This window comes from Bradyrhizobium sp. HKCCYLS3077 (assembly GCF_051167555.1).
Classification (GTDB): Bacteria; Pseudomonadota; Alphaproteobacteria; order Rhizobiales; family Xanthobacteraceae; genus Bradyrhizobium.
In genome coordinates, this window is the sequence record NZ_JBNPTH010000005.1 from 318,121 (window position 1) to 334,066 (window position 15,946).

Here is a 15,946-nt window from a genome sequence, read left to right on the forward strand (position 1 = left end):
CATCAGATCTCCGGGTGACGTTTGTGCCAGTCGGTGACGCGCTGAAACGCATCGCCTGCGCGCACCAGGCTGGCCTCGTCGAAATGACGGCCGACGAACTGGAATCCGACCGGACCGCCATTCGCAGCAAAGCCCCCCGGCAAGGTCACGGTCGGACTTCCCGTCATGTCGAACGGGCATGTGAAACGAAGCAGGCCACCGATCAGCGAAGCATCCTCGCCGAGGGCCGCCATCTTGGTGAGGCTCGGCGCAGCAAAGGCCTGCGCCGGAACCGCCAGGAGATCGACGGTCTCGAACAACATGCGGACTGCGCCCCGAAACGCTTCGCGCCGAAGCACGATCTTCTGATAGTCCATGCCGGATTGCTGCCGGCCGAGATCCAAGAGACCCGCGAGCCCAGGACCGTACTCGTCCTTGCGCGCAGGATAGGTGTCCTCGTGCGCGACCGCGGCCTCGATGCCGCAAAGCGGGAACCAGTCGTCAATCACCGCCTTGGGATCGGGGAAGCTGATCTCCTTGATCTCAGCACCGAGATCGGCTGCCACCCGCAGAGCTTCGGCCAGCACCCCGGATGCATCGTTGTCGGTGCCTTCGCTGGTCCAGCGCCCGTCGATCCCGATCGTCAAACCCCGGAGGTCGCCAGAGAGATTAGCAAAATAGTCAGGGACGGGCAGCGGAACCGAGGTCGTATCCTTGGGATCCGCCCCTGCAATCACGCCGAGCATGGCACCGCAATCGGCTGCGCTCCGTGCCATCGGACCGATATGATCGAGCGTCGCTGCGAGCTCGAATGCGCCGTACCGGCTGACACGCCCCCAGGTCGGCTTGAGCCCGGTGACCCCGTTGGCCGCAGACGGGAAACGGATCGAGCCGCCGGTATCTGTGCCGAGCGAGCCGAAGCAGAGGCCGGCCGCGGTGGCGGCTCCGGACCCGCTCGACGATGCGCCGGGCCAGAGATCGGCATTCCACGGATTCTTCGGCGGATCGATCTTCGGATGATGATCGGCGTACGCGCCTTCGGTCTGCTGCAGCTTGCCGAGGATGACGGCGCCGGCATCCTTGAGCCGGGCGACCACCGTGGCGTCCTCAGAGGGACGAAAGTCACGATGAATGGTCATGCCATGCGCCGCCGGCGCGCCCTTGGCCCAGCAGAGATCCTTCACCGCCACCGGCACGCCGTGCAGCGGCCCCCTGATCTTGCCGGAGGCAATCTCTTTTTCAGCTGCCGCCGCTTCCGCGAGCGCGGAGTCGGGCATCACATGGGCAAAGCTCTTGAGCCTGCCGTCGAGCTGCTCGATCCGCCCGAGCATGGCCTCGGTCACCTCGACCGGCGACAACTCCTTGGCCTGGATTTTTCGTCCGATATCGACGAGGCCGAGATAGTGGACATCTGTTGCTGCCATCGTTCGTCATCCTCTCTCGCGATATGACTCATGCTCCGCACTCGGACCTGCGCTGCCGGTCTGGCGACGCGGACGTGTCTCGATCGACAGATCTTGGGCGGCAAACGAAAAAAGCCACCCGTACCTCCCGAATGAGGCAACGAATGGCTCACATGCCGCGTCTATGATTTGTCGTCGAGGGTCCGTCTTCGAACGAAGCACTCGGTGCAAAGAGCTGGACGACGTCGGCCAGTTCAGCGCACGCCACGTTCGACAGATACCCTTCGAAGAAGGTAGTTAACTCCCCATCGCATTGTCAACGACGGAGTGCAATCCAGGAGGCGCCGCCGCCATGCCGAAGTTTCCGTCAGAACCGGCTCAGCGGCAATTCCAGGTCGTGCCCTGGGTGCAAATCGACTTCCCGGACGACGAGACGATGCGGATCAGTCACGAAGCCATGTACCAGGCGCGTTTTGTTCAGAGCCGACGATCGCTGAAGCGCGAGACGTCCTGATCGGCGGCGCGTCGGTTCAGCGCCTCCACCATGTCCGGTAGTAGAAATACAGCAGACCGCCGGCGATCGCGGCGCCGCCGGGAATGATCGCGACGGAGAGCAGCACGGCCGCCAGGATCACCAGCGCCGTGACGTACCATGGCGGCCGCTGCTTCGTGGGCGTGGTCGACGGATTTGCCGAACCGGCCGCCTGCGGCTCGTTCGCGCGTGTCGCGCCCCAGACCGGTGGCGGCACGATCGGCGGGCGCGACGGGCCGGGCGCGTTGGCGCGCGCCTGCGCGGCCTGCTTCTTCTCCTCCTGCCGCGCCAGAGCGACCAGCACCGGGTCCGGCGCCGGCGGCGGCCGCATCGCGGGAGTCCATTGCCGGCCGGGTGGTGTCTGACCCGCGGCTGCGGCCTTGCGGAATGCCAGGCGCGTGGGGCGCCGTGCCGAGCGCGCGGGCGCGTAGCGTGCGGCGAGTTGCTGCGCACGCGTGAGCAGCGGGCGGCCGCGCTCCGGATCCACCATGACAGCGAAATGCCCGAAGCCGAGCAGCGAGCGGATCACGTCCTTGCCGGGGCCGAACTGCTTGCCGGCGGGTCCATGGCGCTCGACCTGTTGGAGCACCGCGCGGAAGCGGCGCATCAGGTCGCGCGGCACCGCGACCGCTTCGTTGACGGTGAGGCCGGTCACCTCCTGGCGCGCCGACCGCCGCATCACGCGCGTCTTGTCCGGATGCACCTTGAAGCCTTCGGCCTCGACGATGCCATGGACGGCCTTGAGCAGAGTGCCGATCTTCTTCACCGCCTCGCCCGAGCCGGAGAAGGTCATGTCGTCGGCATAGCGGCTGTAGACGAAGCCGAGCGTGCGCGCGAGGCCTGCGAGGCGCCGGTCGAGCTTGCGGCAGATCAGGTTGGTGATCGCCGGACTCGTCGGCGCGCCCTGCGGCAGCAGCCGTGGGCCGTCGGCGATGAAGTGACGCTCGCCGTCGAGCGTGACCTCGTCGACCATCGGCTCGGTGCACAACAGCGCAAGCGGAATCGCGACGGACTCGGCATAGCCGAGCGCCTCGAACAGGCCCTTGACGCGGACATAGGTCAGCGTCGGAAAGAAATCCTTGAGATCGAGATTGATCACCACGTCGCGGCCGACATGGTTGCGCGCATTGGTCAGGATCGAGCGCTCCGGCGCGAAGCCGTGCGCGGCCTCGTGCAGCGGCACTCGGCCCAGGATGTTGTCGAGCACCCAGTATTGCGCGCGCTTGAGGCGCGGCATCGGCGCCGAGATCAGCCGCTCGCCGCCGCTCTTCTTCGGGATCGTGAAGCGCTGGTAGTGATTGACCGACGCTACCTTCCTGTTGAAGGCGAGGAAGCGCAGCTCGGCGAGCGCAATGCCCATCGCATCGGCCAGCGCCTTGGCGTCCGCGAGTGGGGGCAGGCCATCACGCAAGGGCGTGGCATTCGTCCGGCTATGAAGTCCGGGCGAAACATCCTCGCCGAGATAGAGCACGTCGCGCTTGCGCCGCTCGTACCAGGCAAACGCCCGCGTTTGCCGCGCTTCGGCATGGCGACGCCTGGTCTCCTGCCGCCGCGCCATCGCCTCGGCCTTGCGGCGCTTGTGCATTTCCTTCAATGCGCGCACGGGATCGCCGAGCACGGCGTTCTGACGCTGCAATTCGGCGAGTTCGCGAATGGCCTCCGCACGGTTGCGGATGGCCTCCGCTGCGGGCGCGGGCGCGCGCTCGCTCTCGGGCCAGAAGCCGAGCCGGATCATCTCTTCGAGAATGACCTCGTCTTTCGAGGATTCCCGGATGCGGTCGTAGAGCTCCTGGCGCGTGAGCTTGCCCGGCGAAACGGTGTCGGTCACGCGGTCGGCCCTCCGGTCAGGAGGGGCGCTGCAGAGCGATCAAGAGAGATCGGAAGGAGCGCAGGCCGGTTTGCCTTCGTCTTCTCCAAGAACTGGATCGATCCACTCGAAGCCGGGGCGCCCACCCATCCGCAATTGGGTTCAAAGAACCCATTCTGCGATTGCGGATGGGTGGGCAGCCCCGGCCCAGTGAAGATCGGGCCAGTGACGCATGCATGGTCATGGTGCAAGGACGGCGATACGCCGCCCGGATTGCAAGGTCCTGACCGGCCTGCGCTCTTCCGAAGCCAGTGATACGCGAATTGTCGTTGCCGGTTCAAGCCGGGTGTGTTGATGGCGGCTGTCATGTCGGTCATGCGATGGCCTGTCCGCGGTCTTGTGCGTGAGCCTGTGCATCTTGGGCCACGCCCTCGACCTGCGCATGGACGATGCGGCGCAAGGCCAGCATGTGCTCGCACGGACCGCGCGCCATCTTGTTGTGGATGTAGAAGTGGCAGCTGCAGCGCGACTCGACGAGACGGTCGTCGCCGTCGATCACCAAGCTGACCTGCTCGGTGCGGGCGTTGTCGAGCACGCTGCCGGTGACCGCGCGAGCGCCCTGGTTGCGGTCGATGCTGCTGATCGTGACGAGGTTCGCCGCGATCAGGCGGTCGGCCTTTTCCTCCTGCGGGCTGGCAAAGCGGAGCTGGTCTGGCGACAGCGGATCGCGCGTCAGCTCGCGCACGCGGTAGAGCGATTTGTCGAGATCGAACATCACGCGCCCGGCCTGGGTGTAGGCGGTGAGCGCGGCATGCACGAGCGGCTCGTTGACACCGGTCTGCCGCGACAGCTCGGCGGCGGTCGCCGCATGCGCGCTGCCGAGCGCCGTAAAGATCCGCTGCGCCGTGTCATGATCGACCTTGTGGCGCGGCGCGAGCAGGTCGAACTGTCCCGCCGAGGACCAGTCGTTCGCTGTCCAGCCGGAGAGGCCAAGCGTGAAGCGCAGGCCGCCGAAATCGACGACGAAGAACGAGGGCAGGCCGCTGCCGGTCAGGTGCACGCGCACCGACCGCGCCAGTGCCAGTGTGCGCCCGAGGATCGCGAGCCGGCGCCGGCCCCAGATGCGGATCTCGGCGGCGCTCGGGCCGCGATAGATCGAGCGGCGGAAGCGGAGCCGTTCGTTCCATGGCTCGATCACCACCTCCACCGGCGCATCCGGCGTCAGCACGAAGCGCAGCGAGCGCGGGCCGGCCTTCTCCTTCTTCTGCGCGAGCCGGGTGAGGATGTTGGCCATGTCGACGGGATGCAGGTCGAACACATGCGCCGGCAGGGTCATGGCGCTCGACACCTGCAGGAAGCCGCGCACCCAGCTGTCCGGCAGGTCGATCTTCTCCTCGCGAAAATCGGCGTCGCCGCCGGTCTGCACCTCGAAGCCGGAAGGGTCGATCGTCAGCGTCGTGTCGCGATAGGAGCGGATCTTCTGGAATTCGTCGTAGAGGGCGTGGCTGTAGTCGATGTTGGTGGTACCGAACGCCATCTCGCCGAGGCTTTCGAACACGTCGTGATCGCAGGACAGCCGGCCGTAGCTGGACTCGTCGAGGCTGAAGCACTCGAAGAAGATCTCGTCCGGATGCACCGTGATGACCGGATCGAGCACGATCCAGGCATCGCGATCCCGTTTGTAGAGGTAGTCGAAATAGGCCCGCTGCGCCTTCCAGTAGGGCTGCATGAGGACATTGCGCTGCTGGTCCAATCCGCGAATGCGGGCCTGCAGCTCGGCGATGCGCGGCTTCAGCGCTTCGGACTGCGCGGTCGCCTCGGCGAGGAAGGTGGCCTCGTTCTGCTTCAGCCATTCGAAATAGGCGGTGCGATCGCGCGGCTTGAAGCGCAGGTCGGAGACGACGACGTGATGCAGCGCCGATATCGCCTCGCGGAAGGCGATGTGGCGCGCGACCTTGCCGGTGAAGAAGGTCGGCTGGCGCAGCGTGTCCGGCGCAAAAGCAAATGATGATGCGGCGGCATCGGACGAGGCGCTGGTGCTGCCGAGAAAACGATAGGCAAAATTCATGCGGCGCTTCCGCTGATGTGCGAGCCGCCCTCGGGGCTGCGCCCGGCGCGGGCCACGGTGACGGGCAGCGTGAGATCCGGCCAGGCGCGGGCGATGTCGCGCAGGATCAGCAGTGCGGGCGCCTTGTCGCGAAGCGTGACGCTCAGGGTAAAGTCGTGCAGCAGCTGCGCGATCTCGGCGGCGCGCTCGCGGTGCGCCAGCGCCTCGTGGCGCAGCGCCGTGAAGATCCGGTCCTTGGCCACGCGGCCGCGGTTGATCTGCATCAGGATGATGCGCGCCTGGGTCATGAACTTGGCGAACACGGCAGGATCCGACAGCGCCGCGCCGGTGAGCAGCTCGGTCACGAAAAGATGGAAGCTGCCCGAGGGATGCTCGAGCAGGCGGCCCAGCACGTCGGCGATGTCGCCGTCGGACAGGCTGCGCCGCAGCAGCACGCGGGCGCTGTCCTGCACCGCTGCTACGGTGGAATCCGCCATCACCGCCAGCGCCGAAGCCGGCAGCGCCTCGCTCGGCCAGGCCGTCAGCCGGCTCACTGCGGCGGCTCGGACATCCTCCCACTCGCTTTCGACCAGCAGCACGGTGTTCTCCGGATCGGCGCGAAAGCGGGCCTCGTCGGCGGCGAAGGCCTGCAGCACGAAACGGCGCACGGCGACCAGCGCATGATTGCCGAGGCGGGCGAGCTGGCGGACCGAGAACTGCGCGGGGTCGCGGCTCCCGAGCAGCTTCGCGCCGAGCATGCGGGCGCCGGCCGCGCGGGCCTGCAACAGCCGCCACAGCGTGCCGTCGTCGACGTCGGCGGCCGCCGGCGGCAAGGCCGACGTGAACAGCGCGACCATGTCGACGGCGTGGCCTTCGACCGGCTCGGACCGAAACAGGATGGCCATCAGCAGGTCGCGCACGCGGGACGCGAACGCCGCATCGGCGGCCGTGAGGCGCGCGAGCAGGGGCCGCGCCGCTGCGCGCAGGCCGGCATGAGTGCCGGTGGCCGCGAGCACGATGCCGTCGCGATGCTCCGCAAGCGCGGCGTCGTCGAGCCGGCCGAGCAGGTTCATCGCGGCGATGCGAATCTCGGGCGCGTCGGCCAGTAGGATCGCCTGCATGAAAGCCGGCGGCAGGTCGGCTGGCTTCGTCGGCGTGACGGCGATGAGCTGGATGCTGGCCGCCTGGACCTCGGGACTGCCGTGGCCGGTGAGGCCTTCGATCACCTCCGGCTGCAGCGGGCAGTCGCGGTCTGGCCAGAGCTGCGGCAGCAGCGCGACGGCGGCCGACAGGCCGGCACGCTGGAGGTCGTCGAGTTCGGCCGGCAATTGCGCGAGCCAGGCCGCGAATGCCTCCGTCGCCTGCGCGCGCTGCTCGCGCGACGGCGCGCGGTCGCGCAGCCAGGCGCGGGCCCGGCTTTGCACATGCTCGTAGGGGCTCGTCAGCGTGGCCAGCGCAAGGCCTGTGTGGCCCCAAGGCCAATCGGCGCGATCGTCGATGGCGCGGATGGCGAGGTCGCGCATCTCCTGTGCGCCCGTCGCGAGCAGCGCCGCGATCAGGGCCGCATCGGCCTTTCCAGCGTCGATCAGGCGGCGCGCGATCCCCGCTGCGAGCGTGGTGACCTCCGGATAGGGCGACGCCAGCAGGCCGCCGATGGCGGCGATGTCCATCGCTTCCGGCCGTGGCGCACCCTGCTGCAAGGCCAGCGCGGCAAAGCGTGCGGCATCGTGATTGCGCGCCAGCGCCGCGATGCGGAGCAGGGATTGCGGCTGGGCATCCCACAGCGCCGGGAAGGCCTCCTGGCGCCGGCCGGCGATGCGCGCACCGACATGACGATGTGTCAGCGCCTTGTCATTGAAGCGGCTGGTCTCGGCCGCGCCATACAGCAGATGGCTGACGCTCCAGACCTGGCTCAGCGCCTCGGTGGCGTGCGGAACGGACTGATAGCGGCCGTCGATGCTCACGTAGCCGGTCCATTCGACCGGCTTGCCGCCGTCGGCGTCGGTGAAGGCGAGGAGGATCTCGCTCGCCATCGCCGTGAAGGCGTCCTGGCCGAGCTCGGCGCGCTTGCGCAGCATGCGCCAGGCGCGCCGCTTGAAGTAGAACAGGGTCTGGTCGGACAGCGCGAGCCGCGGCACGGCGCTGGCTTGCTCCTCGCTGAGCTTCAACGGCTGGCGCAGGCCGGGCAGCCAGACCTGATCGCGATAGACATGGCCGCGGCGATACATCGGCGTCGCCAGTTCGAACTGCCGCGCCGTCGCGGCGAACAGCGGGCCGTCGTCGGTCAGATCGGCATATTTGAACAGCCGTCGCAGCACCTGCACGTGAGGCGGTCGGGGCATCATCGCGCGCATGGCCGACAGCAGCGTGCGGCGCGCGGCGGAATCGGCGAGCGCGTGATGGGCGAGGGCGAAGAGGTACTGATTGCCGAAGTTCGGCTGCGATGCGCTCACCGTCGCCAGCGCCTGCAGCAGCGCCGCGCCATTGCCGCCTGCGAGCGCCGCATCGATGTCGCCGTTGGCCGCCGCATCGCTGCTGCGCGGCAGCGACGGGCGCGGCGGCGAGCGCTGCGCGCCCATCAACTCGCTCGCCAGCGCGTAGGCCGCGTAGTCGCGAGTCACGGGACTGACGTTTGTCTCCGCGCAGTTGCGCAGCAGCTCGGCGGCGCTTCCACCGCCGCAGCGCGCCAGCGCATAGACCAGGCTGTAGCTCGCATTCGCCGCCCCGGCCTTCCGCGCGAAGGCCGCGAGCTGCGGGTAGGCGGCTGTCAGCCGGATCACGCCGAGGCGCCAGAACAGCCGGTCGCGTTCCGTGTCGCTCCAGCCGCCGCGGACGCAGAGCGCGAGCTGCTTCAGCAGCTCGGTATCGCGGCCGTCATTGGCGGCTCCGGCGTTGAGCTCCATCAGCGGCGGCGCGTCGCCATCGACGCGGCGATAGCCGCCATTGATCTTGGATACCACGACGCTGTCGAACAGCTTGTCGGCGTTGGCGCGGGTGACGGGCGACGTCGTCTTGGTGCCGTCGCGCAGCGAGCCGCCGCGACGGCCATAGCGGAAATTCACGAGATAGCGCGCGTCGCCGTCGCCGCGTTCGAGATCGACGAGATCGACTTCGTAGACCTTGTCGGACTTGCCCTCCTTCATCCAGAGGCGCACCGAGCGAATGACTTGCATGGACTGCCCCTGGGAGGTTCGGGCGGCCTACATGGCAAGCCGGGCACGCCGCGTCAACGGGCGGGTGCGCCGATGCCACACGAGGGCAATGTGGCATGGCGGTGGCAACGGCATCGCGCCATTGGCGCGTTGAAAGCCGGAGACCGCGCTGTGTCGCCGCAGCCGCCATCGTATCGGCGTCGCCTGATATTGGGGCAATCGGTGCTCTGAGCAAGAGGTTGACGGCGCAGACAATGTTTCGCCCTTTCAGAGCAGCCGGAATCGCTGAACGAAATTCGACTCCGTTTGTGGCTTTTTCTGGCGTGGTTTCATCTGGCGTGACTTCGCAGCCCCGCGGCGCGACGGCGTCCGGGTCGTGCTGGTCATTCGCCCTCGAATCAGGAAAGGGCGCGGGGAATGCCGGGCGCTGGCCGCACCCATGGCCCGCCTGCAGAAAAAAAGCAGGCGGCAGTCACCACAGGTTCAGCCGAGACATCCCGGTATTCCCCGCGCGATGGTTGGGCGGCTTATACGTCCTCTCCCCGGGGACCGGGCTTTTTTGCCCCCGTCACGGACGGATCATCATCACCATCCGCTTGACCTCAGCATCGGGAGGCCAGGACCCTACGATTTCGCCGGCGCATCGGGCTCGTTCGTCCGCATGGCCCAAGACCATGCTGCGAGCCGACACACCCACCGCATCCCACCCCACGCGTCGTGACGATCGCGATGCGCCCCTCTCGGCGAGGCGGGACAGGGGCATCCAAGCAGACTTTCGTATAAAGCGAAATCGATTTATTTTTTGTGAGACGACTGGACACAGGTCATCTGACTGAGACGACGGAAGAAATCAGTTTTCCGGCGCACGGCTTTGGCTTGCCCGGCGGGTACAGGTGAGAGTCAGCGCGAGGCATGAGTCGCCCGTCGGGCTCGTGTGCAGGCCCGACTGCCGCCGCCCGCGGCTATTTTCCGTAGGCTCCCTGATAGCGGCCCGCGCGGATGCTCGCCAGGATGTCGGCCTCGCGCTGCTCCTGCGCGCGCGTCATCTCCAACAGCAGCGAAGCGCGTTCCGGCGCGAAGGCCACGACGCCGTCGGCATCGCCCACCACGACGTCGCCGGGTGCCACCACCATGCCGCCGATCGAGACCGGCTCGTTGATGGTGCCCGGCCCGTTCTTGTAGGGGCCGCGATGGTTGGCGGCGCGCGCGAACACCGGAAACGGCGACGCCATCAGCACGGCGGAATCGCGGATGGCGCCGTCGAGCACGATTCCGGCCGCGCCGCGTTGCTCGGCGATCGCGGCGATGATCTCGCCGACGAGGGCGCGCGTCTCGTCGCCGCCGCCATTGATCACGAGCACATCGCCGGGCTTGATCAGATCGAGCGCGCGATGGACGAACAGATTGTCTCCTGGCGCGGTGTCGACTGTGAGCGCGATCCCGGCCATGGGCGGTCCCTTGTAGAACGGCTTGAGGCCGATCGCGCCCGGCAAACGCTCGAGATTGTCGCTGATCACGGCCGTCGGGATCTGCCTGAAGGCGGCAATCAGGCTGGGATCGACTGTCGCAACCGGCGGCCGTTCGGTGTCACTCATTGTCGCTCTCCTCGATGCGCGCCGTCGGATGGCTGCATGGGCACCGGTGTAGGACTCGCGCCAAATTCAGAAAACAGATAAATGACGATGTCATATCATCGCTTTTGAGAATGTCTCATGATCACGCTGAAGCAGCTCGAGGCGCTGCATTGGATCGCGGAGCTCGGCACGTTCGAGCGCGCCGCGGCGAAGCTCAACACGACGCAGTCGGCGATCTCCAAGCGCGTCCAGGAGCTCGAAGCGTCCGCGCGCGTACCGCTGTTCGACCGCCGCCAGCGCGGTGCGCGGCTGACCGAGCGGGGCGAGGAGATCCTCGCTCTGGGCCGTCAGATGCTGACGCTGCAGGAGCAGATCCTGGCGCTGAGGGACGGCAGGCAGTCCCCAGCCCGCCGGCTGCGCCTCGGTGCCACGGAACTGTCGGCGCTGACCTGGTTGCCGCGCCTCGTCTCGGCGATTCGGGAGCAGCATCCCGCCGTGGTGATCGAGCCTGAAGTGGAGACCACCCGCACGCTCTACGATCGCCTGATGGAAGGCAGCATCGACCTGATCGTGGTTCCCGAGGTGTTTTCCGACCCGGATGTGACCTCGGTCAGGCTCGCGGAGGTGCAGAACGTCTGGACCGCGCGCCCTGGTCTGGTTCGGTCGCGGCGGTCGCTCGGCTTCGAGGAACTCGGGGAATACACTCTCCTGATGCAGGGCCGCCGCTCCGGGCAGGGGCTCTACATCAATCGGTGGCTGACGGCGAACGGTGTCGCCTTCAAGCGGGCGATTACGGTCGACAATCTCACCGCTCTCGTCGGTCTCGCCGTGGCCGGCCTCGGCATCAGCTACCTTCCGCAACGTTGCTTCCGGCCGCTTTTTGCCGAGGGAAAATTGTCCGTCGTACCGGTCAAGCCGGCGCTTCCCGCCGTGCCGTATTCGGCGATGTATCGCAACGACAGGCCGTCGGCGCTCACGGCCGTCGTGGCCGAACTGGCGCGCAGGACCTGCGACTTCAGCCGGCAGCTCCAGGGCTAGAGCTCCGAGATAGACATCACTTTTTGGAATGGACGCGGAAGCGTTTTTATCCCTTTTCATCGCAGTCGGCCGAAGCGAGGCTGCGGCCCGCTGCACCATGCAGGGAATGACGACGAGGAGAGGCTTCGATGCGCCGATGGGGATGCGTACTGGCACTGGTTCTGGCGGCACATGCGGCTAGCGCCGAGGAGTTGACCGGCACGCTGCAGAAGATCAAGGAAACCGGCAAGATCGCGGTCGCCTTCCAGGAAGCGGCGGTGCCCTTCAGCTATCTCGACGGCAACCAGAAGCCGGTGGGCTACGCGCTCGACATCTGTGCGCGGATCGCCGACGCCGTGAAGCGGGAGCTCGGGCTGCCCAACCTCTTGGTCGAGACCGTTCCGGTCACCTCGTCCACCCGCATTCCGCTGATGACCAACGGCACCATTGACCTTCTCTGCGCCTCCACCACCAACAACGCGGAGCGCCAGAAGCTCGTCACCTTCACCAACACGCATTTTCTCAGCGCAACGCGGTTCGCCGCCAAGGCGTCGAGCTCGCTGCGGCGGATCGACGATTTGAAGGGCAAAACGGCCGTTGCGATCGCCGGGTCGACCAACATCGCGCAACTGAACAAGGTCAATGTCGAGCGCAAGCTCGGGATCACCATCGTTCCCGCCAAGGACCAGGCCGAGGCGTTCCTGATGCTCGAGACCGACCGGGCGCAGGCCTATGTGCTCGACGACGTCCAGCTTGCGGTCGCGATCGCGCGCTCCAAGGAGCCGGCCGCCTATGTCATCAGCGAAGATGCGTTCTCCAAGGCCGAGCCCTTCGGCATCATGCTGCGCAAGGATGATGCCCCGTTCAAGGCCATCGCCGACCGCGTCACCGCCGAGCTCTATCAGAGCCCGGAGATCGAAAAGCTCTACAAGACCTGGTTCGAATCGCCGGTGCCGCCGACCGGGACCAACTTCAACTATCCGATGCCGGCTGCGTTGCGCGCCGCGTTCAAGAAGCCCAGCAGCAGTCCCGATCCGGATGCCTATGCAGCCGAATGAAGCCATGGATCGCGTCGGCTGATCCGAACTGATGCGGCCGATCTACCCGCGACTCGCCGTCAGCTGCTGCCGGTAGCGCTCGGCGTCCCAGTTGAGCAGCATCTGCTCATGCTGTGACGAGAGATAGCTGATCTCGGCCGACAGCGGCAGGCGGCTGGTGACCAGCGCGAGGCAGCTCAGCATGGCCTCCGCGCCGGGACTGGCATCGTTGCGGATGATGGCGCCGAGACCCGGCGCCAAGGCCGCGACGGGCGCGGGGAGGCCGGCTGCGCGCGCGCGCGACAGCAGCGTGGCGAGACCATCGGCACCTTCGATCGTCGGCAGGCCCGGGCCGAGAAACACCACATGGTCCGGATACAGCGAGCCGCCGGTCGCGACCGCGCGGCTGAACGGATCAGTGGCGATGGCATGACAGCCTGCGTCGGCCGGCAGGCGATACTCGGTGCCGGCGCAGAGCCGGCGCAAGGCGGCATCGTCTGCCGCTTGTGTTGCGCGCACCGGCAAGGCCAGCCGCGTCTCGATGTCACGGACCAGCGCCTCGGCGTCCTCGCAGGTCTCGGCGCCGACGACCAGGCCGTGATTGCCGAGGATGAGCACGTCGACGCTCTCGCTTGCGACGATCGCGCCGACCGCGCGCGCCAGCGGCAGCCCCGGATGGACATAGTCGACATGACGCCAGGCGAGCCCGTCGAGCCGCGCGGCAAATTCATCGCGCGCGTCGCGGCGCGCCGCCCAGGCGATGGTGTTGACGGCATGCACATGCAGCACGACCCGGTGCGGCATCAGCGCGTGCAGCGAGGTCTCGATCGACGCGCGCAAGGCACCGGGCGCGGCCAGCGGGATGCGCTCGTCGTCGCGGGCCAGCGCCTCGCGCGCCGCCGTCAGCAGCACCGGCACGAAGATGTCCTTGTCATTGGCGTCGGACAGCCACGTGCCGGAGGCCTTCACCCAGAGGACATCGTCATCCTTCACGGAGGAATTGCCGCCGGCGCCCTGCACGAGCAGCATGTTGCAGCCGACGCGCGCCGACATCCGGCGCAACGCATCAAGCTCGGCGGGTTCGCGCATGGTCGGTCTCCTTCACCAGCTCAGCTGCTGCATCGTCCAGTTCGGCATGCGGCGCGCGGACGCCGCGAGCTTTCGCGTCGCCGCGGCGAGGTCAGGCGCGCCGGCCAGCGCGGTGCGATGCACGCCATCGGCCAGCAGCAGGGTCTGCAAGCCCATGGCACGCGCGCCGGCGACATCGTGGTCGAGCGAGTCGCCGATCATCAGGACGCGCCGCGGATCGGGACGCCCGAGCTGCTCCAGCGCCGCCTCGAAAATCGGCGCATGCGGCTTGCCGACGAAGGTCACCGCGCCGCCGAGCCACTCATAGGCGCGCGCCAGCGTGCCGGGGGCGGGGACGAGGCCGCTCGCACCGAACATCATCAGGTCGGGATTGGCGCAGATCATCGGCACGCGGCGCGCCGCCGCTCGCGCAAACTGGTCCCGCCAGAGATCGGGCTCGGCCAGATCATCGTCGAGCCCGCCGAGCAGGATGAAATCGGCCTCGCGCATGTCGTCGACGGTCACGATGTCCAGGTCCTCGATCAGGGAGCGGTCGCCGCCGCGGCTGATCAGGAAGCAGGTGTCGCCGCAATCGGTGAAGGGCGCGCGCGTCCGGTCGCGCAATCCGGCCCAGGTGACTTCGCCCGAGGTCAGAATGCCGTCATAGGCCGCGCTGTTGACACCGAGCCGCGCCAGTCGCTCGGCATTCGAGCGCGCCCGTTTGCCGGAGTTGGACAGCACCAGGGTCGGCTTGTGCGCCCGCTTCAGCCTGGCGAGGCACTCCAGCGCCGCGGGAAACACGGTGCGCCCATCGTGCAGCGTGCCCCATTGATCGAGCAGCACGTGATCGAACCGGTCGGCAATCGCGGAAAGGCCGCTGATCTCACACGCCGCGGCGGTCATTGCGGCGGCCCCTGCAAGGCGAGCAGGGCGGTGCCGTAGCTGGCTTCGGTCTGCGCCGCGACGCTGATGGGCACGCCGATGATTCGCTCGCGCATCCGCATCCAGGCGTGGTTCCTGGCGCCGCCGCCGATGCTGATGATCCGCCGCAATGTCGGCGCGCCGAGCGCCTGCAGGCGCCGATAGGCCAGCGCCTCGACATCGGCGATGCCCTCGAGCAGCGCCTGGAAGAAGCGATGATCCTCCGCCGGCCTCGGCGTGATCCGCGGCGCCAGCGCGGGATCGGCGATCGGGAAACGCTCACCGGGTTTCGGCAGCGGATAATAGCCGAGCCCGATGGGCTCGTCGGGGCGCAGTAAGGGTGTCATGCGGTCCATGTCGTCGGCGGAGAAATGCGCGAGCAGCGCGGCGCCACCGGAGTTCGACGCGCCGCCGGCGAGCCATTTGTCGCCGAGCCGGTGCGAGTAGACGCCCTGATCGGCGGCGAAGATCGGCTGGGTCGCGATCAGCTTGACCACGAGCGTGGTGCCGAGCGAGGTGACGGCATCGCCCGGCGCGTCGGCGCCGGTGGCGATGAAGGCGGCCACACCATCGGTGGTGCCGGCGACGATGCGCGCGGAGGACGCAATGCCGAGCGCGCGCGCGATCGCGGGATCGATCTCGGCGAACGGCGTGCCGGGCACCAGGATGGTCGGCAGCACCTCGCGCGGCACGCCGAGCTGATCGAACCAATCGGGAAAGCGGCGCTGCACCGGATCATAGCCGAGCTTGAGCGCGTTGTTCTCGTCGCTGACGCCGTGGCGGCCGGCGAGCCGGCCCGCGATCCAGTCGGCCTGATGCGCGACGCGGACAGCGCCGCCGGTCGACGCCAGCAGATGCATCAGTTTCGCGAGCGGACTACTGGTGCCATGCGCACCGCTCTCCGGCGGTGCGACCGCGGCGATCCGCCTGGCCTCATCGACGGCGCGTGCATCGTTGTACATCAGCCCGAGGGAGCGGGGACGTCCGTCGCCGTCGATCAGCAGCAGCGTGCCCGACGTGCCGTCGACCGCGATGCGCGCGGCGGCGCGCAGATCGACGGCTTCGCCGAGCTTGCCGAGCGCTGATGTGGTCGCCCGCCACCACAGCTCGGGATCCTGATCGATGGCTGCGCCATCCTGACGCGGCGGCGCCAGCGGCACGGAAGCTGCGCCCTGGATCGCGCCACTGGCATCGATCGCGCAGGCGCGCACGCCGCTCGTTCCGACATCGATGCCGACAAACAACTCCCTCATGCGACCTCTTCTCGTTGTGACCAGGCGAGCATGACTGCCCGCGCGATCCCGTCAGTCCCTGACGCGCTGCAGCACGTTTGGGGGATTGACGGCCGGATCGGTGTCTGCAATTTTTTGCAAGACGTGAAGAAATTTGCAAGCAGGCAATCGCGCGTG

11 protein-coding genes are annotated in these 15,946 nt (G+C 67.7%); 3 read left to right on the forward strand and 8 right to left on the reverse strand.

Annotated elements, in window-relative coordinates:
• Window positions 1-2: 2 nt before the first annotated feature.
• Window positions 3-1,403 carry an amidase gene (locus ACQR0Z_RS21835; RefSeq protein ID WP_434919990.1) on the reverse strand — a complete coding sequence of 467 codons (1,401 nt, stop codon included), beginning with the start codon at window positions 1,401-1,403 and terminating at the stop codon, window positions 3-5.
• Between the two features lie 331 nt (window positions 1,404-1,734).
• Between ACQR0Z_RS21835 and ACQR0Z_RS21840 the strand changes: the two genes are divergently transcribed.
• A complete protein-coding gene (locus ACQR0Z_RS21840; protein ID WP_434920222.1) occupies window positions 1,735-1,896 on the forward strand; it encodes a hypothetical protein in 162 nt (53 codons plus the stop codon).
• 16 nt (window positions 1,897-1,912) lie between these two features.
• Here ACQR0Z_RS21840 and ACQR0Z_RS21845 read toward each other — a convergent pair whose 3' ends face one another.
• The 4 genes from ACQR0Z_RS21845 to ACQR0Z_RS21860 all read right to left on the reverse strand — a co-directional run bounded on the left by ACQR0Z_RS21845 (window position 1,913) and on the right by ACQR0Z_RS21860 (window position 10,515).
• Window positions 1,913-3,742 (reverse strand): reverse transcriptase domain-containing protein, encoded by a 1,830-nt coding sequence (locus ACQR0Z_RS21845; protein WP_434919991.1) that lies wholly within the window; start codon window positions 3,740-3,742, stop codon window positions 1,913-1,915.
• Window positions 3,743-4,094: 352 nt separating this feature from the next.
• Window positions 4,095-5,789, reverse strand: a complete 1,695-nt coding sequence (locus ACQR0Z_RS21850) for an SWIM zinc finger family protein (RefSeq protein ID WP_434919992.1) — start codon at window positions 5,787-5,789, stop codon at window positions 4,095-4,097.
• The gene (locus tag ACQR0Z_RS21855; RefSeq protein ID WP_434919993.1) at window positions 5,786-8,941 is read right to left on the reverse strand and encodes a hypothetical protein; all 3,156 of its coding nucleotides are present in this window, start codon (window positions 8,939-8,941) and stop codon (window positions 5,786-5,788) included. The genes ACQR0Z_RS21850 and ACQR0Z_RS21855 overlap by 4 nt, the downstream gene beginning before the upstream one ends.
• Before the next feature lie 941 nt (window positions 8,942-9,882).
• The gene (locus tag ACQR0Z_RS21860; protein WP_434919994.1) at window positions 9,883-10,515 is read right to left on the reverse strand and encodes an RraA family protein; all 633 of its coding nucleotides are present in this window, start codon (window positions 10,513-10,515) and stop codon (window positions 9,883-9,885) included.
• A gap of 117 nt (window positions 10,516-10,632) precedes the next feature.
• On the opposite strand from ACQR0Z_RS21860, the gene ACQR0Z_RS21865 reads away from it, so the two are divergent.
• Both ACQR0Z_RS21865 and ACQR0Z_RS21870 read left to right on the forward strand, forming a co-directional pair.
• Complete coding sequence (locus tag ACQR0Z_RS21865) at window positions 10,633-11,532, forward strand: LysR family transcriptional regulator (RefSeq protein ID WP_434878528.1); 900 nt, start codon at window positions 10,633-10,635, stop codon at window positions 11,530-11,532.
• Between the two features lie 128 nt (window positions 11,533-11,660).
• Window positions 11,661-12,569 (forward strand): amino acid ABC transporter substrate-binding protein, encoded by a 909-nt coding sequence (locus ACQR0Z_RS21870; RefSeq protein WP_434919995.1) that lies wholly within the window; start codon window positions 11,661-11,663, stop codon window positions 12,567-12,569.
• A gap of 42 nt (window positions 12,570-12,611) precedes the next feature.
• Here ACQR0Z_RS21870 and ACQR0Z_RS21875 read toward each other — a convergent pair whose 3' ends face one another.
• Genes ACQR0Z_RS21875 through ACQR0Z_RS21885 form a run of 3 tightly spaced genes read right to left on the reverse strand, consistent with a single transcriptional unit; the run spans window position 12,612 to window position 15,790 of the window.
• Entirely contained in the window at window positions 12,612-13,637 is a 1,026-nt protein-coding gene (locus ACQR0Z_RS21875) for a class II aldolase/adducin family protein (RefSeq protein ID WP_434919996.1), read from the reverse strand.
• Window positions 13,638-13,649: 12 nt separating this feature from the next.
• Complete coding sequence (locus tag ACQR0Z_RS21880) at window positions 13,650-14,519, reverse strand: TIGR01459 family HAD-type hydrolase (RefSeq protein WP_434919997.1); 870 nt, start codon at window positions 14,517-14,519, stop codon at window positions 13,650-13,652.
• Complete coding sequence (locus ACQR0Z_RS21885; RefSeq protein WP_434919998.1) at window positions 14,516-15,790, reverse strand: FGGY-family carbohydrate kinase; 1,275 nt, start codon at window positions 15,788-15,790, stop codon at window positions 14,516-14,518. Before ACQR0Z_RS21885 ends, ACQR0Z_RS21880 begins: the two co-directional genes overlap by 4 nt.
• Window positions 15,791-15,946: the final 156 nt, after the last annotated feature.

Coding starts and splice junctions, on each gene's coding strand:
- ACQR0Z_RS21835 (WP_434919990.1), bottom strand. CDS start 1,403: ATGGCAGCAACAGATGTCCACTATCTCGGCCTCGTCGATATCGGACGA.
- ACQR0Z_RS21840 (WP_434920222.1), top strand. CDS start 1,735: ATGCCGAAGTTTCCGTCAGAACCGGCTCAGCGGCAATTCCAGGTCGTG.
- ACQR0Z_RS21850 (WP_434919992.1), bottom strand. CDS start 5,789: ATGAATTTTGCCTATCGTTTTCTCGGCAGCACCAGCGCCTCGTCCGAT.
- ACQR0Z_RS21855 (WP_434919993.1), bottom strand. CDS start 8,941: ATGCAAGTCATTCGCTCGGTGCGCCTCTGGATGAAGGAGGGCAAGTCC.
- ACQR0Z_RS21860 (WP_434919994.1), bottom strand. CDS start 10,515: ATGAGTGACACCGAACGGCCGCCGGTTGCGACAGTCGATCCCAGCCTG.
- ACQR0Z_RS21865 (WP_434878528.1), top strand. CDS start 10,633: ATGATCACGCTGAAGCAGCTCGAGGCGCTGCATTGGATCGCGGAGCTC.
- ACQR0Z_RS21870 (WP_434919995.1), top strand. CDS start 11,661: ATGCGCCGATGGGGATGCGTACTGGCACTGGTTCTGGCGGCACATGCG.
- ACQR0Z_RS21875 (WP_434919996.1), bottom strand. CDS start 13,637: ATGCGCGAACCCGCCGAGCTTGATGCGTTGCGCCGGATGTCGGCGCGC.
- ACQR0Z_RS21880 (WP_434919997.1), bottom strand. CDS start 14,519: ATGACCGCCGCGGCGTGTGAGATCAGCGGCCTTTCCGCGATTGCCGAC.
- ACQR0Z_RS21885 (WP_434919998.1), bottom strand. CDS start 15,790: ATGAGGGAGTTGTTTGTCGGCATCGATGTCGGAACGAGCGGCGTGCGC.